Below are 21,849 nucleotides of genomic sequence, written 5' to 3' on the forward strand. Positions count from 1 at the left end.
GTCGCAGAGCACCTTCTTGCCGACGAGCGAGCGCGGGTCGTAGCTGCACTCGTCCGGCCGGTCGATGATGCCGTCGGTGGCGCGCCGGGGATCGGCTTGGCGATGAGCGCGACCGGGACGAAGAAGCAGATCTGGGCGATCACCAGGGTGAGCGTCCACAGTTCCCGCTCGTCGTAGTGGGCGGCGGCCCTGGCGAACAGTTCGTCGGGAACGCGTTCGCCGGACGGGTTCGGGGTGAGCACGGCCTCGGTCAGCTCCAGCGCGACCCGCTCCCCGTCGGTGAAGTACGGCGCGTTCCGCCACGACGCCACCGCGGTGATGCGCTCCTCGGTCTCCCCGGCTTTGCGCAGCCCCTCGGTCTGCCGGACGGTTTGGTAGGTGCTGCCGACCAGCTGACCGGCGCGCAGTTGCACCAGGTGGATGGTGGTGTCCGGGACGGCCCCGTTGTGGATGGCCTGCTGGGTGGCGCCGGCGATCGTGCCCACTTCGGGGATGTAGCGGGCGGGGTCGGGCAGTCGCGAGCGAAGAGTGGTCATCGGCTTCCCTTTCTCGATGGTTGCTGGAAGTCCGACGACGCGGTGGCCGTGGATGTGAGGTGTTACGGGCGCAGGCGGGCCACCTTGCCGTTCTCGAGCGCGACCCACACCTTGCCGTCCAGGACGGTCAGGCCGTGTGGCTCGGAGCCCGGTGTCGGCAGCGGGTAGTGGTCGAACTCGCCGTCGGCGGTGATGTGCCCGACGCGGTTCGCGCCCCATTCGGTGAACCAGCAACCGCTTTCGCCGTCCGGGACGATCGCATGCGGGCGCGCTTCGCGGTCGGGCAGCGGGAATTCGGTGACCTCGCCGTCGGGCGTGACGCGGCCGACCTGCCCGGCGCCGATCTCGACGAACCAGACGGCCTGGTCGTCCGCGGTGATGCCGACCGGGGCGGCCTTCTCGGTGGGCAGGGCGAAGTGGGTGACCGCGCCCCCGGTGGTGACGCGCGTGATGGTGTCCGCCTGGTTCAGCGTCACCCACAGCGCGCCGTCCGGCCCGGCGACTATTGTGGACGGATAGGAACCCTTGACGCCCAAGGGGAATTCCTCGACGGCGCCGTCGTCGAGGCGGCCGACGCGGTCGGTGTTCATCTCGGTGAACCACATCGCGCCGTCCGGGCCCGCGGTGATCCCGTACGGGCCGCACTCCGGCGGGAGTTCGACGGAGGCCGTCGTGCCGTCGGTGGTGATCCGGCCGATGCGGTGGTCGTGCAGGCGGCTGAACCAGAGCGCGCCGTCCGGGCCGGGGGTGATCACCGCAGGCCCGCAGCCCGGGTCGAGGTCGAAAACCGTTGTGCCGCCGGAGATCCGCGCGATCTGGCCACTGTGGACGAGGGTGACCCACGCGGCGCCGTCCGGCCCGGCGGTGATCCCGTAGGGGCCCTTGCCCGGGACGGTGAGTTCGTCGATCTGCACGTGCTGCCTCCCTAATGCGACGGTTGTCGCGCTAAGATGATGGCATGAGCGACTCGGCACCCGCAACCGGATTGCGCAGGCCCGGCGGCCGCACCGCCCGCACGCGTGCGCTCGTGCTCGACGCCGTGACGTCTTTGCTGGTGGAGGCCGGGTACGACGGGCTGAGCATCGACGCGGTGGCGGAGCGCTCGGGCGTGCACCGGGCCACGGTCTACCGGCGGTGGCGGGATGTCGGCGGGCTGCTGGCGAACGTGTTCGACGCGGCCGCGGGGGACGACTGGGTCCCGGCCGACACGGGTTCGCTGGTCGGCGACCTCGTCGCGCTCAACCAGGAGGTTTTCGAGTCGTTGCGGGACGAGTCGTCGGTGACGCGGGCGCTGATCGCGGCGTCGTTCCGGTCCGCGCAAGCCGCGGCTGCGTTGCGCGAGTTCTGGCGGGACCGGTACCGGCGGTGCGAAGTGGTGGTCTCGCGGGCCCGGCGGCGCGGCGAAATCGCGGGCGAGGTGGACGCGCACCGGCTACTGGTGGCCGCGACGGCGCCGCTTTACCACCGGCTCGTCCTGATGGGTGAACCGCCGCGCGCGGAAATGGCCGAACAGGCCGCGCGGGACGCGGCCTGTTCGGTTGTGCCGGTTATCGGTGGACCCGGTTACCAGGCCCGTCCGACGGAGTAGGAACTGGTCCAGATGTTCTGCAGCCGGACCACGTCGCCGGATTCGGGGGCGGCCCAGATCTTGTTGTTCCCGGCGTAGATCCCCACGTGGTAGACGCTGCCACCGCTGGAGAAGAACACCAGGTCACCGGGTCGCATGTCCGACTTGGACACGCTGCGCACGGCGGCCCGCTGGTCGCGAGCGGTGCGCGGCAGGTCGATCCCGACCTGCTTGTGGGCGTACTGCGTCAGGCCTGAGCAGTCGAAGCCGCTGGGGGTCTCGCCGCCCGATCGGTAGGGCGTCCCGGCCTGCGCAGCGGCCGCGTTCACGATGCGATCGCCGGTGGACAGCTGGGTCGCGCCGGCCGGCGCGGTGAGCCCCAGCAGGGCGGCGGTCGCGATGGCACAGGTGATCGGAATGGCGATCATCCTGCGTATTCGAGTGGGCACGGTGTGAACCCCTCCTTCAGTCCTTGAAGGCGTTTCGGTTCTTCTTTCCGGAACTGACCCACCGGCCGGAGTCAGAACCAGCGACCGAATTCCCAGGGCGCCGATCACGAAACGGTATACACCCGGAATGGTGAATTAGAACACTGTCGGCTTGTGGGTTTGGCGCATGTGCGCGGGTCTACCGGTTGTAGCAGGGGTTCCACTGCAGGTCTTCTGCCGGTGACCGCGCGAACCTGCGTGGAGGCTACGGGTCGAACCCGGGCCGGCAGCGGTGCAAACCTGCCCTGGCCAAGACGAACCCGTGCCCGCCGACCGTGGGGACCCCGCGCCACCGGCCGCGCGACCCTCGCCATCAGCCGCGTGACCCCGCCCTCGCTACAAAACCAACCGTCGCCGAGCGCTCAAACCCGTGCCGGCTCCGCCAGGTCGAACCGCACCTGCAAGCCCGGCCTCGCCTGTGCCGCTTTGTCGACGTCCTCCGCCACCACCACCGCGATCACCGGGTAGCCGCCGGTCACCGGGTGGTCGGCCAGGAACAGCGTCGGCTTCCCGGACGGCGGCACCTGCAGCGCCCCGGTCACCATGCCCTCGCTCACCAGCTCGCCGTGCCGCGCTCGCGGCAGCACCGGGCCCTCCAAGCGAATGCCGATCCGGTTGCTCTCCGACGTCACCGCGTACGGCTGGGCCAGCAGCGTCCGCAACGCCGACTCCGTGAACCAGTCGTCCCGCGGCCCGGGCAGGATCCGCAGCGCCAACTCGTCCGACGGGGGTGCCGTAACGGGCGTGAAACGCGGCGGCGACACCGGCGCGACAGCCGAGCCCAACGGCAGCAACACCCCGCGCCGCAACGGGTCCGGGCCCAAGCCGGACAGCAGATCAGTCGCCCGGGAGCCGAGCACCGGCTCCACCGCGATGCCGCCCCGCACGGCCACGTAACTGCGCAACCCGGTCGCCGGCCAGCCCAGCCGGAACTCCGACCCGGCCGGGACCCGCACGGCCGCGTTCATCGGCGCGCCCATCCGGTCGATCGTGATCGGGCACGGCGCGCCGGTCACCGCGATCGTCACGTCGGCGGTCGCGCGCGCCGCGAATCCGCCGAAGGTCACCTCGATCCCGGCGGCGCCTTCGTCGTTGCCCGCCAAGCGGTTCGCCAACCGCAGCGAGGCCCGGTCAGCGGCGCCGGACTCCGTCACGCCGATGTCGGCGTACCCGGGCCGGCCCAGGTCCTGCACGGTCGACAACGGCCCGCTGTCGACGACCTCGAGCACGGCGGCCATGACAACTCCGATTCGTTTCGGGTGTCGTGACCGTACAGATTGTTGAACGATCCTGCAAGAGGAATCTGTGACAGATGGACCCGAAACGTCAAAAACCGAAGGGGTCGTCCTGCCTCCGCGAGGCCGGCCGGCACCGGGGGCACGGCGCCTCGCGCGAAGTGATCAGACCGGTCACCGGATCGACGTCGGTCTCCAGGATCCAGCCACCCGAGTCCCCGCACGTCCGGCAGAGGGTGCTCGTGTCAGCCATGGTCAGCCTGCCCATCTTCCCCCTCGATGGTCGTTGCCCGATCGAGTGTGCGCCGCCGCGCTGGCGGATCGAGCGCACCGGCCTGACCGCCCGCGAAGATCGAAACCGCAGGTCAGCCACTCCGGTACGGCGGGACCACGGCGGGACTGCGGTTGTCCACGACGGACTCAGGAGACGTAGGCCTGCAGCCGGGCGGTGCGCGATTCCTCCCGCAGCTTGCCCAGCGTGCGCCGCTCGATCTGGCGGATCCGCTCCCGCGTCACGCCCAGCTCGCGGCCGACCTCCTCGAGCGTGCGCTGACGGCCGTCGTCCAGACCGCAGCGCAGCCGGATCACCTGCTGCTCCCGCGGTTTCAGCGTCGACAGCAGCTCGTCGATCTCCCGGCGCAGCACGTGGTAGGACGCCGGCACGCCGGGCCGGTCCGGGTGGCACAACAGGTCCGCGAGAACGCTGCTGCCGTCCGTGCCGACGGTCTGGTCGAGGCTGATCGGCTCCTCGTTGTAGGAGAGCAGCTCGATCACCTGGAACGGCGTCAGGCTCAGCTCCGCGGCGATGTCCTCGTGACCCGGCTCCCGGCCCAGCCGCGCGGCCAGTTCCCGGCGCGCGGCCAGCACGCGGTTGACCTGCTCGGCCAGGTGCACCGGGATGCGGATGGTGCGGGACTGGTCGGCCAGCGCGCGGCTGATCGCCTGCCGGATCCACCACGTCGCGTAGGTGGAGAACTTGAAACCGGGCGTGTAGTCGTACTTCTCCACGGCGCGGATCAGCCCGAGGTTGCCCTCCTGGATGAGGTCCAGCAGCGACATGCCGCGGCCGGTGTAGCGCTTGGCGATGCTCACCACCAGCCGCAGGTTCGCCTCCAGCAGCCGGTTCTTCGCCTCCCGGCCCTCCTCGGCGATCGTGAGCAGGTCGGCGCGCCGCTGCGGGTCGAGCACCCGCGTGGTCGCGAGCAGGTGCTGGGCGTAGAGCCCGGCCTCGATCCGTTTGGCGAGCGTGACCTCCTCCTCGATGGTCAGGAGGCCGGCGCGGCTGATGCCGGTGAGGTACGCGCGGACCGGATCGGCCGGCTCGAAGAGCGGTGGAGTCACCTGCCGTTGCCTCCGACAAGCCAGGGGGAGTCTGCTACGCCTGACAGAGTGGCCGAACGCGCTGGCACGGAACCGACAGCCGGTCGACGTGCGTCGAAGCGGAAAAGGCCAGGTCATGGGAAACCCGGTCGCGCCGGAGTGCGGTACGGTGCGGGTCGGCTACGGGACCGCCGTGCGCACCGCGGATTTTCGCTGGGTGATCACGGCCGGGTCCGGGGATATCGTTGGCTGGTGGAAGGGGCTCCGCAGGTGATCACGACTGGCCAGCAGCCGCAGGCAGCCGCGCAGTTCGACGCGCGCGGCGGCGGCTCCGCCGAGCTGCGCGCCCAGGCCAGGGGGCAGGCGTGGTTCCGGCCGGTCCGTGGCCGTGGGCGGCTCGGTGTGGTGAGCCTCGCCCGGCTGCTGGCGTTCGAGATCGTGCTCATGGTCGTCGCCGCGGTCGGCGTGCAGGAACTGTGGGCGATGATCGCCGCCGGCGTGATCGGGCTCGCGGTGATCATCGGCATGTTCGGCCGCTCGAAGGGCCGCTGGTGGACCGAAAGCCTGATGCTGTGGATGGGTTTCCGGTCGCGCCGCGGCACCTCGGGGGAGAAGCGGGACGACCCGCGGCTGACCGCGTTGTGCGAGCTGGCGCCGGACCTCGTCGTCGAGGACATCGACGGGCCGGGGGAGACCAAGCTCGGCATGGGCAGCGACGAGGCGGGCTGGTTCGCCGTGCTCGAGGTGTCCGGCGGCGCGGACGTGGCGACCCCGCCGGTGCCGCTGGCCGCGCTGGCCCGCACCGCCGCCGACGCCGAGCAGGCCGGTGTCGTGATGCAGGTCGTCACGCACTCCGTGCCGGGCCGCGAACCCGGGACGCGGGACCGCGCACTGTGGGTCGCGGTGCGGCTGGACGCGCGGGCCGTCGCCGAGTCCATGATCGATTCGCCGGGCGGGCGTCTCGACGTGCCCGCCGTGCTGGCCGAGATCACCCGCCGCGCTGAGCGCGTGCTGCGCCGGCGCGGGCTGCGGGCGCGGATGCTCACCGCGGACGAGGTCGTCGACGCGCTCGCCCGCTCCTGCGACCTGCTGCCCGGCGGCGGCCCGGCGCGGGTGCACGAGGCCTGGGAGTCGTGGCACTCCACGCGCCTGACCCACGGGTGCTTCTGGATCCAGTCCTGGCCCGACCCCGACCGCGGCACCGGGCTGCTCGCCGCGCTGGCCGAGCTGCCCGCGGACCTGGTCAGCATCGCGCTGCTGCTGGAGCCGTCGTTCGACGGGACCACGCTGCGCTGCCTGGTCCGGGTCGGCGCGACCGCGCAGCGGTACCCGCAGGTGTGCGACCTGGTCAAGAAGCTGGCCGAGCGCAACGGCGCCCGGGTGTCGCGTTTGGACGGTCAGCACGGCCCGGCCGTGTATGCTTCGGCACCGAGCGGGGGAGGTGCACGATGAACGCGGGACAGTACCCACCGTCGCGGCCGCAGCCGCCGGCGCAGGCGATGCCGCGGCCCATGCCGCCGGCACAGGCCCAGCCCGGGCCGCCGCCCGCGCAGCAGCAACAACAGCACCAGCCCATGCCGCCCGGTCAGGCCGTGCTCGGGGCGCCCGCGATGCCGCAGGCGCCCGCCGTCGTCAACGTCGCGGCGCCCGCGCCGCAGACCCAGCAGGCAGGCTCGGCCGAGGCGGCCGCCGCGACGACGGTCGAGGTCGCCCGTCCCGCGCTGGCCATCGGTGTGCCGACGCCGACGCCGCCGCAACCGCCCGGTCCCGGCCCCGCCGGTCCGGTCGTGGGCGCGCCACGCGAGCACCGCGACTGGCGCACCCGGCGGCACCGCTCGATCCCGCGGCTGCGGATCGGGGCGCACCACGCGTCTGATGCCGCGCTGGAGTTGTTGCAGGTGTCCGCGTCGTCGGTGGGGCTGCCGCTCGGGCGGGACCAGAACGGGTTCCCGGTGGCGCTGACGTTGTTCCGCCCGGAGCCGGTGTCGGTGAGCCTGATCGGCGGCGCCTGGGCGGCGCGGCTGATGGCGTACCGCGCGTTGCGGGCCGGCGCGCGGCTGCTGGTGTTCTCGCAGCACCCGGCCGACTGGGTCCAGCTGGGACAGTCGGCGACCGGCCGCACCGACCGGGTCGCCGTGGTGGCGCCGGGTTCGCCGCCCGCGGTCACCGCCAGCGCCGACGCGCCCGTGCTGTGCCTGCACGACGCGCCCCAGTCGCAGAGCGAGCCCGAGGCGTGGCAGACACGGGTGCTGCTGCACCGGCGGCTCACGCCCGAGCGGGTGGGTGCCGTGCCGGGCTCGGACCTGGTGCTCATGCAGCGGCTCACGCCCAACGAGGCGTCACTGCTCGCCCCGGCGCTCCGGCTGGCCCAGCGGACCACCCAGCAGTTGCAGATGCTGCGCGACGACATGCTGGCCGTGCTCGCGGGCGAGACCAACCACTACGTGTGGGTGGACCCGGCGCCGGCCGAGCGAGCGCGCCTGGGACGGCCCGGGCGGTACTGACTCCGGGCGGGGAAGGCCGACCCGCCTGCCGGTCTTCCCCGCCCGGTCCCTTGTGATCCGGTGCTGCCGGCCTCCCGTGCGGTCCCTCGTGGCTGGGTCCGACCTCCCCGGCCCGGTCCTTGTGGCTGGGTCCGACCACCCCCGCCCCCTCTCCCGCCCCGATGCCTTGCGGCGGGTGCCCTCTGCCGTTTCCGGACATGGCAGCGCGGCCGCACTCCACCCCCAGGTGAGTGCGGCCGCGCAGCTCGGGAAGGACTACTTGGTCCAGATCAGCGGGGCGTCGCTGTACTCGTCGTCGTCGAATTCGGCTCCGGCGATCTGCGCGCCGTCCTGGGTGGCGGACAGGTCGCACGCCTCGTACTTGGCGCCGGCCGTCGTGAAGTCCTCCGGGGCGCCGTCGTCGGTGCAGCTACCCAGCTCGCCGGTGATCACCACGCCGGTCGGGCCGCCGTCCGCCATCGCCAGGCTGAAGTTCGGCGACGAGGCGAAGGCGTGGTCCGCGCCGTCGACGTTCTCCACGGTGTACCGGATGTAGTACGGCGTCAGCCCCTTGGCGCGGTCGCCGTACTGGCGCTCCATCGCGGCCTTGTCACCGGCCTCGACGGCGGTGACGGTGACCGCCGCGGTGCCCTTGTCCCACGAGATGACCGCGCGGTCGCCGACCTTGAGCTTGGTGCCCGGGGCGGTCTTCTCGGCCGCACCGGCGGGCGCCGCCTGCGCCGACGAGCTCGGCGCCGCCGAGGACGACGAAGCCGCCGCGGTGGTGGTGGCCGGGCTGCTGGGCTCCTCGTCGCCACCACAGGCCGACAGCGCCAGCACGGCGGCGGCGAGAACGGGCAAGGCGGCGATACGGGTGCTCTTCATGAAGGGGTACAACTCGCTTTCCGGTGCGTCAGTCCACTGAGGACGCGGTCAACGTCTTCTGTGGATCCGACGCACCGGAAAGCGGTTCAGTTCCGTCCGTCCAGAGCGGACGGTTCCGCCCTGCGGTACCGCTTGTCCGGCTCCCCGCCCGCGACGACCGGCCCACCAGGGGTTTCCACCTCGAAGACCGACTCGTCGGTGACGGGCGCCTTCTCGTCCTTGCGGGCGACCCGCTTGGCCTGATCGGCGTGCACGACCGGCTTGGCGTGCCGGTCCGGAACCGCGACCACGGGCGCCGGGCCCTGCAGGCCGCGCGGGATCTCCCCGAAGGAGGTGACGAGCCGCTCCTCGGCGGACAGCCGCCCGTCGAACACCGGGCTCGTGCCTGCCGGGAGGTTCGCCGCGAACTCGGCTCCCGGCATCCCGGGCAGGACACGGCGCCTGGCGCGCTCACGCTGCTTCTCGGTGAACGTCTTCTCCGGCGGCTTGCGGTGCGGATTGGACAGCACTGGCGGGGCGCCGAGGCCGAGCCCACCAGGCGGGGTTGCCGGCGCCTCGGCACTGCTGCCACCACGCCGGGCTTGCTTGGCGTTGTTGTTCAGCACTGGGGGAGTGGTGGTCGGCGGCGGCGTGAAGGCAGGCGCCTGCTCGGTGTAGCCGCCATCGGCGAACGCCGATGCGGGTGCGGCCTTGTCCACCTCGCGTGTGTTCGGCATGGACGTGCCCGGCGGCAATGGTGGCGGCGGGGTGGCCGCGGCCGCCTCTTGGGCGATGGCCTTCGCCTCCATGTCCAGGTGGTCCGTGAACGACTGCGAGCCGTACGACGGGATCCCTGGCTGGTTCTCGCCAGGGGCCTTCTCCTGCGGGGTCTGCGGCGCCTGCCCGCCGGGCGGCGGCGTGATCGTCCCCGGCGGATAGAGGCTGCTCTGGTTGAACGACGGCGGAAGACCGCCAGGTGGCGCGCCCAGAGCCTTGTTCAGCGACGTGTCGCCCAGCGTCGGCGGTGTCGTGGCCGGCGTCCGCGAGCCGTCGAACAGCCCAGGCGCCAACGTGTTCGCCGAGAACGCGTTCGGCGCGACCTTGCCCCCGCCGCCGTTGAACGCGAACGGCGTCACCATGGGCGGCACCCCGCCGAACGCGGCCGGCGGCACGCTCGTCGCGTCCGGCGGAGTGGCGCCGGGTGGCATGGCCGGTGGTGCGCCGGGCGGAGTCCCGGGCGGGGTGACTTCGGGCGCGCCCGGCGGCGTGGCCCCCGGCGGCGTGGCGGTGGTCGTGGGCGGGTTGACCGCGGGATCACCAGGTGGGGTGCCGGGCGGCTGGGTGGTCAGGGCGTTGGGGGTGTTCGGGTTGGGCGCGCCCGGTGGCGTCGCGCCGGGCGGCGTGGCGCCGGGCGTTCCCGGTGGCGTCCCGCCGGGAGCACCCGGGGGAGCCACCGGCGGCATCTTCGGGATGTCCTGGCCCAGCGCGGTGGGGTGGGCGATCGCGTCGAGCGGCGGGCTGAGCGCCTTCGCCCGCCCGGCCTGCAGCTTCGCGAGGTATGGCGCGTACTCCCCGATGTACCGGTTCGCGAGGGCACGCGCCTCCTTGTCGTACTTCTCCTTCTCCTCGTCGACCTTGCGCTGGGGCATGGCCTTCGCCACGCCGACCGGGGTGCCGACCGGCGGCAGGTCGGCCAAGTACTGCAGCCCGCCCACCACGTAGGAGTACTCGAGGTACAGCTTCCTCATCTCGGCCTGGGCCTCGTACATGACGTTCGACAGGCCGTACAACGCGACCGAGTTCTTGATCGCCGCGTCCTGCCACACCCGCAAGTACGCCAGCGTCTCGCCGACCTTGCTCAGGAACACGTCCTTCGCGCCTGGCGACTCCCAGTTCTCCGCGAGGGCCTGGGTCTGCTCGCGCAGGGTGTCGGCGGTGTTCTGCAGCAGCTGTGCGATGTTGGTCCACTGCTGGGAGCGCTCGGCGGTGGTGCCGGGCTGCTCACCCATGATCCACTTGTTGATGACCTCGATGTCGGCCCCGTCGACCTGAGCGCTCGCATCCCCGCCGCCGTCGTCGCCCTGGGCGCCGGTCTGGCCGTTCTGGCTGTTCTCGATGTCGGAGTAGTAGAAGTTGCTGCCGAGGAGCGGGCCCTGCGGTGGCTGGTAGCCGGGGGCGTACGGGACGGGCATGTAGCCCGGCTCGAGCGAGTTCGTGTTGAACCCGAAGTACGGGTCGTTTTCGTCCGCCATCCCGCGTCACATCCCCCCGGTGGCCCGCCGCGTGGCCTCCATCCGCTTCTGTGCCAGCTCCGTCCAGTCCTGGCCGGTGACCGGATCGCCCTGCACCCCGATGTGCCGCGTCTCCGACTTGTTCCCCTTGTCGTCGACCGAGTAGTAGTCCCGCGTGTGGGTCCCGTCCTGGAACGTCGTGGTGACCGCGTGGTCGTACGTGGTGCTCACGACGTCGCCGTCCGCGTCGTACTCGGTGTTCGTCGTGACCTCGTCGGTCATCCCCCGCGCCCGTTGCACCGTCTGCGTGCTGGTCACGGTCTTGCCGACCGGCTTGCCGTCCCGGTAGTTGACGGTGGTCGTCTGCCCGCTCGGCGTGGTCGTCGAGGTGTAGACGGTGTTGTTGTCCTTGTCTGTCACGGTCTCGGTGATGCCGTCGGCCGTCCTCGTGATGCTGCGGGTGCCGCCGTCGCCGGTCCGGTAGAGCTCCACGTGCCCGCCGGGGAAGTTGTACGAGCCGATCAGCTTGTCCTCGCCCGGTTCGGCGGTCTTCTTGTCCTGCTCGGCGGCGAGGCTCTGGAGGGTGTTCTTCGGATCCAGGTAGGCCGGAGCGTTGTCCGGCCTCTTGGCGCCCGGCATGCCCAGCGCCCACTGGATCGCGTTGAGCATCTCGGCGTTGTCGCCGTCCATGCCCTCGAACACGTCGCCCATGATGCAGGCGACCGAGGAGATCGCCATGCAGTTCTGGCCGATGTTCGGCAGGAACTGCGCCACCTCACCGGCGTTGCGCGCGGCCAGCTGCGCCATCTGGGTGCCAGGGGGGAAGCCACCGGTGCTCATCGACGTGTCCTTGCCGACGCCCTGCAGCGAGGTCGAGGCGGGCAGCATGTCGCTCTGGAGGTTGCTCTGCAGCGTCGCGATGTTCTTGCCGTACCCGCGGAACGAGTTCGGCTCCATCTTCAGCGGCTTGCCCTCGGTGACCCACTTCGCGAGAGGGGTGCCCTCGCCCTCGTCGGGAATAGCCATCGTGTCCCTCCCTGACCTCGTGCTGCCTGACGAGCCTGGCAGCGGGTGCCGACCGGGGGTAGGGGTCGGACGGCACCCGCCTCTCTCAGGTAACCATCCGATGTCAACCCCGGTGGAAAACTGTCCTATTCATCCGCGGGCAGGTGCGCGAGCTGGACCAGCCGGGCGCCCGCGCCGCGGGTGATGAACCAGCCGCGGCCCGGTGGCAGCTTCTGCGGCTTGATGTTGCCCAGCAGCGGCCCCTCCTCGCGGCTGCCCGACATCAGGATCCCCGGCGAGGCCAGGTCCCGGATCCGGGCGATCACCGGGTCGTACATCGCCCGCGCGGCGCCACCGATGCGCCGGGTGACGATCAGGTGGAGCCCGATGTCCCGGCCCTGCGTCATGAACTCCAGCAGCTGGGTCAGCGGGTTGTCGTGCGGGTTCGGTGCGACCAGGTCGTAGTCGTCGACCAGGATGAACAGCTCCGGGCCGCTCCACCAGCTGCGGGAGCGGAGCTGCTCCGGCGTGATGTCACCCCCCGGAAGTCGTTTCTGCATCGCGTCGATGGTCAGACGCGTCATTTCCTGAACGGTTCCGCTCGTCGTCGCGTAACCGATCAAGTACTCGTCCGGAACCAGGCCGAGCATGCTGCGCCGGAAGTCGATCAGCGCGATCTGGGCCTCGTCGGGGGTGTAGCGAGCCATGATGCTCTTGGCCAGCGCCCGCAGGAACGTGCTCTTGCCGGACTCGACGTCGCCGAAGAGGACCAGGTGGGGTTCGGTGACGAAGTCCAGGTGGACCGGCTGCAGGTCGGTCTCGGAGATCCCGATCGGGATTCCCCGCTTCTCGTCCGGCGCGGGCAGCTCGGCGTACGGCAGCACGTCCGGGAGCAGGCGCACCCTGGGGGCGGGCTTGCCGGTCCAGACGCCGCTGATGGTCTCCACCAGGTGCTGGACGCCGTCGGCGAGCCCGTCGGCGGTCTCCTGCCCGTCGATGCGGGGCACCCCGGACAGGAAGTGCATGGCGTCCGGCGACAGGCCGCGTCCCGGGGACTGCTCCGGCACACCGGCGGCCTGGCGGCGGCCGATGACCGAGTCGACCGGGTCGCCGAGGCGCAGCTCGATACGGCTGCCGAACATGTCGCGCACGTTCATCCGCAGGTCCAGCCAGCGGTTGGAGCTGGCGATGACGTGGATGCCGAACGCCAGGCCACGGTTGAGCAGCTCGGTCACGCCCGGTTCCAGGTCCTCGAACTCCGCGCGCACCGTGGCCCAGCCGTCGATGACCAGGAACAGGTCGCCGAACCGGTCCTCGGGGAACCGGCCTTCGCGCAGCAGCTTGCGATAGGTCGCCATGCCGTCGATGCCGTGCTCGGCGAACCGCTGCTCGCGCTCGGCGAGCAGCGTCCTGGCCTCGGCGATGCTGCGCCGGACCCGGTCGACGTCGCGCCGCGTCGCCACCCCGCCGACGTGGGCGAGGTCGCGCATGGCGGTCAATCCGCCGCCGCCGAAGTCGAGGCAGAAGAACTGCACCTCCGCGGGGGTGTGGGTGAGCGCGAGGCTGCCGATGATCGTGCGGATCACCGTGCTCTTGCCGCTCTGCGGGCCGCCGACGACGGCGATGTTGCCGCCCGCGCCGGACAGGTCGAGCCAGCACACGTCGCGGCGCTGGTCCGCGGGCCGGTCGATGATGCCCGCCGCCGCGTGCAGCGCGCCGCGGTACTGCTCCTGGCCGGTCGTGATCCCGCGCTGCGGGTCGTGCACCAGTGGTTCCAGCAGCTTGTCCAGCGACGGGGGCTCCGCCAGCGGCGGCAGCCACACCTGGTGCGCCGGCACGCCCTGGCCTTCGAGCCGCTCCACCAGCACGTCCATCAGCGTCTCGCCCAGGTCGTCGGACTCGGCGGGCTGCGGCTGCTCCACCGGCTTCTCCGCCAGCCGCGGGCGCAGGTAGGCCGTCGAGTAGTCCTGCACCGGGTCGATCTGGCGGCCCTCGTCGTCGGTGCGCTGGATCGTGCCGCGCCGGTGCACCCCCGACACGTACGCGGCCTTGAACCGGGTCAGCTCGTCGACCCCGGTCTTGAGGAAGCCGTTGCCGGGGGAGCGGGGCAGCTGGAACGCGTCCGGCGTGCCGAGCACGACCCGGCTCTCCATCGCCGAGAACGTCCGCAGCGCGATGCGATAGGACAGGTGCGAGTCCAGCCCGCGCAGCCTGCCCTCCTCCAGCCGCTGCGAGGCGAGCAGCAGGTGAACACCGAGCGAACGGCCGACGCGTCCAATCTGGACGAACATGTCGATGAAGTCCGGCCGCGCGGTGAGCAGCTCGGAGAACTCGTCGACGACGATCAGCAGCGCGGGCAGCGGGTCGAGCGGGGCGCCCGCGATGCGCGCCTTTTCGTAGTCGCGTTGCGAACCGTAGTTGCCCGCCTTGCGCAGCAGTTCCTGCCTGCGCACCAGCTCGCCGCCGATCGCGTCGAGCATGCGGTCCACCAGGTGCAGCTCGTCGGCCAGGTTGGTGATCACCGCGCTGGTGTGCGGCAGCCGGTCCAGCTTGGTGAACGTGGCGCCACCCTTGAAGTCCACCAGCACGAAGTTGAGGATCTCCGAATCGTGCGTGACCGCCAGCGCCAGCACCAGCGTCCGCAGCAGCTCGGACTTGCCCGAGCCGGTGGCGCCGACGAGCAGGCCGTGCGGGCCCATGCCGTCCTGTGCCGACTCCTTGAGGTCCAGCTCCATCGGGCGGCCGTCGGCGGTGATGCCGATCGGCACGCGGAGCCGGTCCCGGTTGGACCGCGTCTCCCAGCTCTTCGCCAGGTCGAACTCGTACGGGTCGCCCAGGCCGAGCAGGTCGGTCAGCTCCAGCGACCCGGACAGCGGCTGCTCGCTCGCGGTCAGCGCGGACAGCCGCAGCGGCGCGAGCGTGCGCACCAGGCCGCGCATCTCCTCGACGCCCAGCCCGTCGGCGCTGCCGATGTTGCCGGCGCCGTCCATGGTGCGGCTGGTCAGGTTGCCGTCGGGCGAGATGTCCAGTACCAGGGTGGCGGCGTCCAGCAGGCGCGGCGGCTCGCCGGAGAGGTCGATGACGGTGACGCCCTCGACGCCGCCCTCGATCATCAGGTGCTCGGACCCGCCGGTGTCGCCGCCGTCGACGAACACGACCACGTGCGTGGAGCCCTCGATCGGCTGTGTGCCCGGGTTGAAGCGCGGCCGGTTGGCCACCACGTCGTCGAGCATCGCCTCCAGCGCCGTCACGCTCGGCGCCACCAGCCGGATCTGGCCGACCGCGTCGGTCTTGGTCGGGTGCAGCGCGTGCGGCAGCCACTTGGCCCAGTCCCACAGCTCCCGCTCGCGCACGCAGAACGCCGTCAGCACGTCACCCGGCGCGTGGAAGGTGCCCAGCTGCGCGACCAGCGCGCGGGCCATCGCGCGCTTGCGGTCGTCGTCGCCGGTCAGGTAGATCCGGGAGAACCCGCGCAAGGCGACCGCGACCGGCAGGTCGGGCACCGTCGAATAGGTGGTGACGAACTTCCGCAGCGCCATCGCGCACAGCGGTTCCAGCTCGTCGATCGGCTTGGTCTCCGGCGGCACGAGCGGGGTGGCGAGCTCCTGCGAGCCGAGGCCGATCCGGATGACGGTGAAGTCCCAGTCGCCCGGACGGCGTTCCCACACGCGCGCGCTCTGCGCCGTCGACCACAGCCGCGACGGGTCCGGGTGGCGGTAGAACATCGCCTTGCGCTGCTGGTCGATCGTGTCCCGCACCTGCGCGCGCAGCTGGGACAGCCGCCGCATGTACCGGCGGCGGTTCGCGATCATCTCCTGTTTGCTCGGCCCCTGCCCGTTCTGGCTGATGATCTGGAACAGGATCATGCCGAGCACCGCGACGCCGTACAGACCGCCGGCGACGTACATCAGGGGACCGGACCGGCCGGCGCCGATCAGCAGCGCCATGCCGCCGGTGCCGGCGAGCATGGGCAGGATCATCAGCACCCGCGTCCAGCTCTTGCCCGCGGGCGGCGGATTTTCCGGCGGGGGATCGAGCACCACGTCGCCCGACGGCAGGTCAGGCGCGGGCCGCCGCAGTGGCCGCTTGACTATGATCGTTCCCAAGACCGAAAACCTCCCGAGCGCCCGGGTGCGCCAGCATAGAGCTTTCCGCCAGCCTAGTGTCGCGCTTTAATTGATACTCTCCCAGCCGGTCTCGGGGTCCAATTTGGAGGTAGGGGCAGCATGACGTCGGCGATGGGCACGACCCTCGCGAAGGTGAGCATCACGACCCCGAAACGCGGGATCGACGTCGCGCTCCCGGAGAACGTGCCGGTCGCGGAACTGCTGCCCTACATCCTGCGCCACGCGGGGGAGGACGCGCCGGACACCGGCGAGCAGCACGGCGGCTGGTCGCTGCGGCGCCCGACCGGCGAGCGCCTCGACGGGCAGCAGACGCTCGCCGCGCAGCAGGTGCGCGACGGCGAGATCCTGCACCTGGTCCCCGGCCCGGTCGACTGGCCCGAGATCGAATACGACGACCTGGTCGAGGCCATCGCCAGCGGGGCCCGGCGCTACGGCCGCAGCTGGGGTCGCGCGGCCACTCGGCGGGCCGGGCTGGTGATCGCGGCCGTGCTGCTGTGCGCGGGCAGCCTCGCCGCCCTGTTGTTCGAACCACCGTGGCTGAGCGCCGGCCTGATCACGCTGGGGGCCGCGGTGGCCCTGACCGCGCTGGGCATCGTGGTGGCGCGCGCGGTGCCGGACGCCTACGCGGGCGCGGTGTTCGCCGGATCGGCGCTGCCGTACGCCTTCCTCGGCGGTTACCTGCCGACCGCGCCGGACCACCTGGGACTGTTCTCCTTCGGGTCCGCGCAGCTGCTGCTGGGGACCATTTCACTGCTGGTCTTCGGCATCGTCGGCTACCTCGGCGTGGGCGCGATGAGCCGCGTGTTCGTCGCCGCGATCAGCACCGGGTTCCTCGGCGCGCTGGGCGCGTTGTTCGGCGGCTGGATGGACCCGGACGCGGCCGGCGCGCTGGTCCTGACCATCGCGATCGGCCTGCTGCCCGGGTACCCGTGGCTGGCGCTGCGGCTGGGCCGGGTCCCGCTGCCCGCGCTGCCGCAGCGCTCGGCGGACCTGCTCAACGACGAACCGCACCCGGCCACCCCGGCGGTGTTCGACGCCGCCGCCCGTGCCGACGAACTGCTCACCGGCTTCCTCACCGGCGCCGCGCTGATCAGCGCGTTGTCGTCGATCCCCCTCGCCGCGCACGGCGGCGGATCGCGGCTGATCATGCTGATCCTCGCGTGCGCGGCGCTGCTCCTGCGGGCCCGGCTGTTCCCGGTGCCGCGCCAGCGGATCCCGCTGCTGGTCGCCGGGCTGTGGGTGTTCGCGCTACTGGCCGACTGGTGTTTTTCCACCGCGTCCGGCAACGGCGGGATCGGGCTGTTCCTGCTGGCGCTGGTGGTGCTCGCGCTGCTGGTCGCGGCGGCCGGGCTGGTCTATTCCCGCAAGAACCCGTCGCCGTGGTTCGGCCGGATCGCGGACATCGTGGACGTCATGGCTATCGTGGCCCTGATCCCGTTCGCGGGGTTCATCACCGGATTCTTCGCATACGTCCAGGGCCTGATGGCCTCGATCGGCTGAGGGATAGGCGTGCCCACTCGTCGCGACCAGCTGCAGGCCTACCAGTTCATGATGCAGCGGGTGACCTCCGCGCTCATCGTGCACGAGACCGATCCGGAGCTGACCCCGTTGCGGCGCGGAGTGGGCGCGGTGTTCGCCGGGGTGATGATCGCGGTGCTGGTCGCCGCGGGCTTCGGTGTTTACGGGGTGTTCACCGGGGTCGGCGGCACGTCCTGGAAAACCGACGGCGCGGTGGTGATCGAACGCGAGACGGGCGCGACGTTCGTGTACCAGTCCGGTGAGCTGCAACCGACCCTGAACTACGCCTCGGCACGGCTGCTGACCAGCGCGGACAAGGCCGGACCGCACCGCGTGTCCGGCAAGGACCTCGCCGGGCTGCCGCGCAGGCCCGCCGTGGGCATCCCCGGCGCGCCTGCCTCGCTGCCGCCCGCGAACCGCGCGACCGCGACGCCGTGGACGATGTGCTCGGTGCTGGGGCAGAACCTGGCCGGCGCCCCGCTGACCACGACGACGCTGATGGTCGGGCAGCCGATGCCGGGCGGCGCACCGCTCGGGCAGCGCGCGATCCTGGCCCGCGACTTCACCGACGGCACCGTCTACCTGGTGTGGAACAACCACCGCTACCGGATCACCGACGCCGCGGTGATCCGCTCGGTGTTCGGCGCGCAGGCCGCCGCGGTGGACGCGGGGACGGCGTGGCTGAACGGGCTGCCGGTGGGGCAGGACATCGGCCGCATCGACGTGCCCGGCCAGGGATCGCCGTCCACAGTGCTGAGTGGGTTCGCCGTCGGCGACGTCGTCTACTACCCGTTGTCCCGCGGCGTGCAGTACTACCTGGTCCGGCAGGAGGGGCTGGCCCCGCTGACCGAGCTGCAGGTGCGGATCATCTCCGGCCAGTACTCCATGCAGCCCAAGGAGATCCCCGCGGCGGCCGCGAACGCGGCCCCGACCAGCAACGCGCTGGCACCCGCGGAGGGTGAGGCGGCCCCGCCGTCGCTGCCGCCGGAGCTCGCCATCGTGCCGGACGAGGGCCGCGCCGCCTTGTGCTCGGAGACCCACGACGCGCGCACCGACCCGGTGATCTCGATCGGCGGTGACCCGAACGCGATGACGGCCGCCATCGACACCACTGTGGAGAGCGGCACCGGCACGAAGCTTGCCGACCGGGTGCTGGTCCCGCCGGGCAGCGTCGCCGTGGTGCGGGTGCTGCCGTCGGCCACGGCGACCACGGGCGCGTACACGCTGGTCACCGACACCGGCCTGCGGTACCCGGTGCCGTCGGAGGACGTGCTGGCCCAGCTCGGGTACTCGGCGTCGTCGGCCGTCGACATGCCCGCCGCGCTCGTGCAGCGCATCCCGGAGGGCCCGACGCTGAACCCGTCCGCGGCGATGGTGTCGGCGGTCCCGTAGTCGGCCCGCACCGGGCGTCCGTGAATCTCTGGCAGAAAGTCTTGACCAGCGGTTTTGCTTCGTGCCAGGGTGGTACGGGGCGACGGGGGGATGTCAGCCGCGCCGCCTATTCTGCTGATAAATGTCCCGTGATATGGGGGTGATCAGGCGTGGTCCTGAAACTCGATGAGACACAGACCCAGCACCTGAGGACGCTGCTCAGCGATGCCAAGGACCAGGGTGAGCAGCTCTGCTCGAGCATCCACAGCGACTACGCCGGCGTGGTCGGCGCCAGCTGGCTGGGCGGCGCTTCGACCGCCGCTCTCGGCAAGCAGGACGAGATGCTGAACTTCTGGAAGAGCCAGCTGGCTCCCATCCTCGACAACCTGGTGAACGGCATCCTCAGCACCACCAACCTGCTGACCAACCAGGACCAGGACAGCCAGAACGTCATCAACGCCATCGCGCCGGGCTCCGGCGGCATGAACTTCGGCCGGCTCGGCGGAACCGCCTCCGCCTGACGGCGCAGCAGCTTCGGAAGGGGACAGACATGGTTCTGCGTTACGACGGCACGGTCGGTGACACCGGCACCACGAACATCACGAAATCCGGCGAGCTGATCCAGCTGTTCGAACAGTTCAAGCAGAAGGCCAAGAACATCCTGGCCGAAGACTGGAACGGTGCGGCCGCCACGGCGTTCGACGAGGCCCAGGAGATCTGGAACCAGCGCGTCAACAACTTCGGCAGCACCCACCAGGACATGGGTAACGCCGTCATCAGGGCAGCCGAGAACGCGTTCGACAAGGACATGCAGGCGAGGGGCTACTTCAACATCTGAGAGCTCGACCGCCGAAGCCGGTCCCGGAGCGCGAACACGCTCCGGGACCGGCTTGTCTCACGCTGGGAACACCGGGGAGGGAATCGTTGTGCAGCAGGGGATCAGGACCGCTTGGGGCGGTCGCTGAACAGTTCGACAGGCGGCTCCGGACGCTCGTCCTCGGGCCGGTCCTGCGGAACCGGGGCGAGTCCGGCGCGCCAGCGGCGGCGGCGGCCGAGCGGTCCGAACACGACGATCGCGGTCACCAGCAGCACGAGCGCGAAACCGGCGGCCGCCAGGATGAACGCCCAGTCGTCACTGCGGTTTTCGGCGGCCTGTCGCGCGGCGACCTCGGGGTCGACGGTGACCGGGGTGAGCGGTGGCAGCGTCACCGGGTTGCCGGCGGCGATGTCGTCGGACACGGCCTGGTACGGGTTCACGACACCGAAGCCGTAGTACGCGCTGCCCGTGCCTTCGGGAGCCGGGGACGCGGTGGCGTACAGCCGCTGCACGACGTCCGTGTTGGACAGTTGCGGCCGGTAGGAACGGACGAGCGCGACCGTGGCCGCCACGTACGCGGTGGCGAACTGTGTGCCAGAAGCGGTGCCAAGGCCGGCGTTCGGGAAGGTCGTCACCACGTTCGCGCCCGGCGCCACCAGATCCACGGCCGTGGGGCGCGAGTTCTGGGTCACGACGCCGTTTTCGGCGATCGCGCCCACACCGACGACGCCGTCGTAAGCCGCCGGGTAGGGGACCAGGCCGGGCGGTTCGTTGCTCGCGGTTTCGCCGACGGCAGCCACGACCACGATGCCGCGGGAGAGCGCCCGCTGCACGGCGCCGCGCAGGGCGGCGTTGTCGTCGTAGGTGATGGTCGGGACCGCGATCACCGTCGCGCCGCGGTCGACGGCCCAGTTGATCGCCGCGGTCAGCGTTTCCGGGGCGACGGTCTCGCGCGGGTTTCGGTTGGACGGGTACTGGTCGGCGACGACCTTCGCGGACAGGACCTGCGCTCCCGGCGCAATGCCGTGGAACCCCACCGCGCCGCTCGGCTGTGCGGCGATGATGCCGCTGACCCCGGTGCCGTTGCCCAGGCAGTCGGGCAGGCCGCTGGGCTGACCGGTGCCGGCCGGAGCGAAGTTCGCGCGCTCCGCGATGTGCCCGGCCAGGAGCGGGTTGTCGCTGATGCCGGTGCTGAGGACCGCCACGCGTTGCCCGGCCCCCGTGCTCAGCGGCCACACCCGATCGGGTGCGAGCATTTTCTGGGACCACGGAACGGGAACCAGGAGCTCCCCCGAAACGACACAGTTCTGCTGGGCCTGCGCGGCCTGCGGGGTCACCGTGACGACGGCGAGCCCGGTGACCGCGGCGGCCAGTGCCGATCGAAGACGCTTGGCTTGCACGCGCCGAATGCTATCGGAGTGCCCGCCGCATGTGGCAATGTCGCCGCTGTGCCGGGTGGACGAACGGATGGGAGACGGGCTTGAACTTCTCTTCCGACCGGGTGGACCCGGTTTTCGAGGAAATGCTGGACGAACTGCGGCAGGCGACCGCGAACCTCCCGGCGGCGCAGGAGCGGATGCTCGGCATGACCGGGGTCGCCTGGTCGCCGGACCGCACGGTCAAGGTGGTCGTGGGGCTGCGCGGCCAGCTCGTCGACCTGGAGATCGACCCGCGGGTGTTCCGCAAGCCGGACGCCGCCGCGCTTCAGGCCGCGATCCTGGAGGCGTCCGCCGAGGCCGTGGCCCAGGTGCAGGCTCAGATCAAGGAAGTGATGGCCGAGAACTTCTCGCCCGTGTTCACCGAGCTGCAGAACCAGGTGCAGCCCGAACGCGCCGGCGCCATGGACTACCTCCAGCGGACCGACGCCGAAATCTACGCCGAGCGGAAGGCAGAGCAATGAGCGGTGGTTTCGTCTCCATCAACACCAGCGCCCACGAGATCGCGTCCATGGGCGGTCAGCTGAGCGGCATCGGCACCGAGTTCAGCGGACAGGCCGCGGCCGCGAAGGCCGAACACGCGAAACTGGCCACACTCGACACCTTCGGCAACGACCGCATGGGAGAGGGCTTCTTCGCCAAGTACGGCGAGAACGACAACCCCGAAAAGGTCCTCAAGGCGCAGGGCACTCTCGGTGATCAACTGGCCGAGATCGGCGGTATGGTCAAGAAGGCTGCGATGACGCAGTACGAGGGGGAGCTGGAGAACCTCAAGATGGTGAACGACGTTCAGACCTAGTTCTTCCGCGCCAGCAACGTTTTTTCGTGTCGTCGAGTCGGGGAGGTGATCG

19 protein-coding genes are annotated in these 21,849 nt (G+C 71.2%); 9 read left to right on the forward strand and 10 right to left on the reverse strand.

The window, feature by feature from the left end; genetic code table 11:
- Positions 1-536: carboxymuconolactone decarboxylase family protein (locus ABZ193_RS09865; RefSeq protein WP_354709570.1), on the reverse strand; the 536-nt coding region annotated here is incomplete at its 3' end.
- Positions 537-598: 62 nt separating this feature from the next.
- A complete protein-coding gene (locus ABZ193_RS09870; protein WP_354709571.1) occupies positions 599-1,450 on the reverse strand; it encodes a virginiamycin B lyase in 852 nt (283 codons plus the stop codon).
- A gap of 44 nt (positions 1,451-1,494) precedes the next feature.
- Here ABZ193_RS09870 and ABZ193_RS09875 point away from each other — a divergent pair, with 44 nt between their 5' ends.
- Positions 1,495-2,124, forward strand: a complete 630-nt coding sequence (locus ABZ193_RS09875) for a TetR/AcrR family transcriptional regulator (RefSeq protein WP_354709572.1) — start codon at positions 1,495-1,497, stop codon at positions 2,122-2,124.
- Here the strand turns inward: ABZ193_RS09875 and ABZ193_RS09880 are convergent.
- The 3 genes from ABZ193_RS09880 to ABZ193_RS09890 form a co-directional block, all read right to left on the reverse strand.
- Positions 2,100-2,531, reverse strand: a complete 432-nt coding sequence (locus ABZ193_RS09880) for a C40 family peptidase (RefSeq protein ID WP_051123479.1) — start codon at positions 2,529-2,531, stop codon at positions 2,100-2,102. The two genes, ABZ193_RS09875 and ABZ193_RS09880, sit on opposite strands and share 25 nt — an antisense overlap.
- Positions 2,532-2,953: 422 nt before the next feature.
- A complete protein-coding gene (locus ABZ193_RS09885; RefSeq protein ID WP_020416769.1) occupies positions 2,954-3,829 on the reverse strand; it encodes a biotin-dependent carboxyltransferase family protein in 876 nt (291 codons plus the stop codon).
- A 417-nt stretch (positions 3,830-4,246) separates the two neighbouring features.
- Positions 4,247-5,167 carry a sigma-70 family RNA polymerase sigma factor gene (locus ABZ193_RS09890; protein ID WP_020416771.1) on the reverse strand — a complete coding sequence of 307 codons (921 nt, stop codon included), beginning with the start codon at positions 5,165-5,167 and terminating at the stop codon, positions 4,247-4,249.
- A 231-nt stretch (positions 5,168-5,398) separates the two neighbouring features.
- Here ABZ193_RS09890 and ABZ193_RS09895 point away from each other — a divergent pair, with 231 nt between their 5' ends.
- Together ABZ193_RS09895 and ABZ193_RS09900 are read left to right on the forward strand one after the other, a co-directional pair.
- Positions 5,399-6,598, forward strand: a complete 1,200-nt coding sequence (locus ABZ193_RS09895; RefSeq protein ID WP_235716065.1) for a type VII secretion protein EccE — start codon at positions 5,399-5,401, stop codon at positions 6,596-6,598.
- Complete coding sequence (locus ABZ193_RS09900) at positions 6,595-7,650, forward strand: hypothetical protein (protein WP_354709573.1); 1,056 nt, start codon at positions 6,595-6,597, stop codon at positions 7,648-7,650. Before ABZ193_RS09895 ends, ABZ193_RS09900 begins: the two co-directional genes overlap by 4 nt.
- Before the next feature lie 255 nt (positions 7,651-7,905).
- Here the strand turns inward: ABZ193_RS09900 and ABZ193_RS09905 are convergent, their stop codons facing one another.
- From ABZ193_RS09905 to eccCa, 4 genes are all read right to left on the reverse strand, one after another.
- Positions 7,906-8,514, reverse strand: coding sequence for a hypothetical protein (locus ABZ193_RS09905; protein WP_354709574.1), 609 nt, complete (start codon positions 8,512-8,514; stop codon positions 7,906-7,908).
- Positions 8,515-8,600: 86 nt separating this feature from the next.
- Entirely contained in the window at positions 8,601-10,745 is a 2,145-nt protein-coding gene (locus ABZ193_RS09910) for a hypothetical protein (RefSeq protein ID WP_354709575.1), read from the reverse strand.
- Positions 10,746-10,751: 6 nt separating this feature from the next.
- Positions 10,752-11,750: a hypothetical protein gene (locus ABZ193_RS09915; protein WP_354709576.1), complete on the reverse strand. Its 999-nt coding sequence runs from the start codon at positions 11,748-11,750 to the stop codon at positions 10,752-10,754.
- A 125-nt stretch (positions 11,751-11,875) separates the two neighbouring features.
- On the reverse strand, positions 11,876-15,835 hold the full coding sequence (eccCa, locus tag ABZ193_RS09920) for a type VII secretion protein EccCa (RefSeq protein ID WP_354709577.1): 3,960 nt from the start codon (positions 15,833-15,835) through the stop codon (positions 11,876-11,878).
- 120 nt (positions 15,836-15,955) lie between these two features.
- Here eccCa and eccD point away from each other — a divergent pair, with 120 nt between their 5' ends.
- The 4 genes from eccD (at position 15,956) to ABZ193_RS09940 (ending at position 19,583) form a co-directional block, all read left to right on the forward strand.
- Positions 15,956-17,356 (forward strand): type VII secretion integral membrane protein EccD, encoded by a 1,401-nt coding sequence (gene eccD, locus ABZ193_RS09925; protein ID WP_354709578.1) that lies wholly within the window; start codon positions 15,956-15,958, stop codon positions 17,354-17,356.
- 9 nt (positions 17,357-17,365) lie between these two features.
- A complete protein-coding gene (gene eccB, locus ABZ193_RS09930) occupies positions 17,366-18,766 on the forward strand; it encodes a type VII secretion protein EccB (protein WP_354709580.1) in 1,401 nt (466 codons plus the stop codon).
- Positions 18,767-18,915: 149 nt separating this feature from the next.
- Complete coding sequence (locus tag ABZ193_RS09935) at positions 18,916-19,266, forward strand: hypothetical protein (RefSeq protein WP_020416780.1); 351 nt, start codon at positions 18,916-18,918, stop codon at positions 19,264-19,266.
- Between the two features lie 29 nt (positions 19,267-19,295).
- The gene (locus ABZ193_RS09940; protein WP_020416781.1) at positions 19,296-19,583 is read left to right on the forward strand and encodes a WXG100 family type VII secretion target; all 288 of its coding nucleotides are present in this window, start codon (positions 19,296-19,298) and stop codon (positions 19,581-19,583) included.
- 101 nt (positions 19,584-19,684) lie between these two features.
- Here the strand turns inward: ABZ193_RS09940 and ABZ193_RS09945 are convergent, their stop codons facing one another.
- The gene (locus ABZ193_RS09945; protein WP_235716066.1) at positions 19,685-20,962 is read right to left on the reverse strand and encodes a S8 family serine peptidase; all 1,278 of its coding nucleotides are present in this window, start codon (positions 20,960-20,962) and stop codon (positions 19,685-19,687) included.
- An 80-nt stretch (positions 20,963-21,042) separates the two neighbouring features.
- Here ABZ193_RS09945 and ABZ193_RS09950 point away from each other — a divergent pair, with 80 nt between their 5' ends.
- Together ABZ193_RS09950 and ABZ193_RS09955 are read left to right on the forward strand one after the other, a co-directional pair.
- The gene (locus ABZ193_RS09950) at positions 21,043-21,462 is read left to right on the forward strand and encodes a YbaB/EbfC family nucleoid-associated protein (protein ID WP_027935672.1); all 420 of its coding nucleotides are present in this window, start codon (positions 21,043-21,045) and stop codon (positions 21,460-21,462) included.
- On the forward strand, positions 21,459-21,797 hold the full coding sequence (locus ABZ193_RS09955) for a hypothetical protein (RefSeq protein WP_020416784.1): 339 nt from the start codon (positions 21,459-21,461) through the stop codon (positions 21,795-21,797). The genes ABZ193_RS09950 and ABZ193_RS09955 overlap by 4 nt, the downstream gene beginning before the upstream one ends.
- Positions 21,798-21,849: the final 52 nt, after the last annotated feature.

Origin of the sequence: Amycolatopsis sp. NPDC006125 (assembly GCF_040614195.1) — a bacterium.
GTDB lineage: Bacteria > Actinomycetota > Actinomycetes > Mycobacteriales > Pseudonocardiaceae > Amycolatopsis_E > Amycolatopsis_E tucumanensis.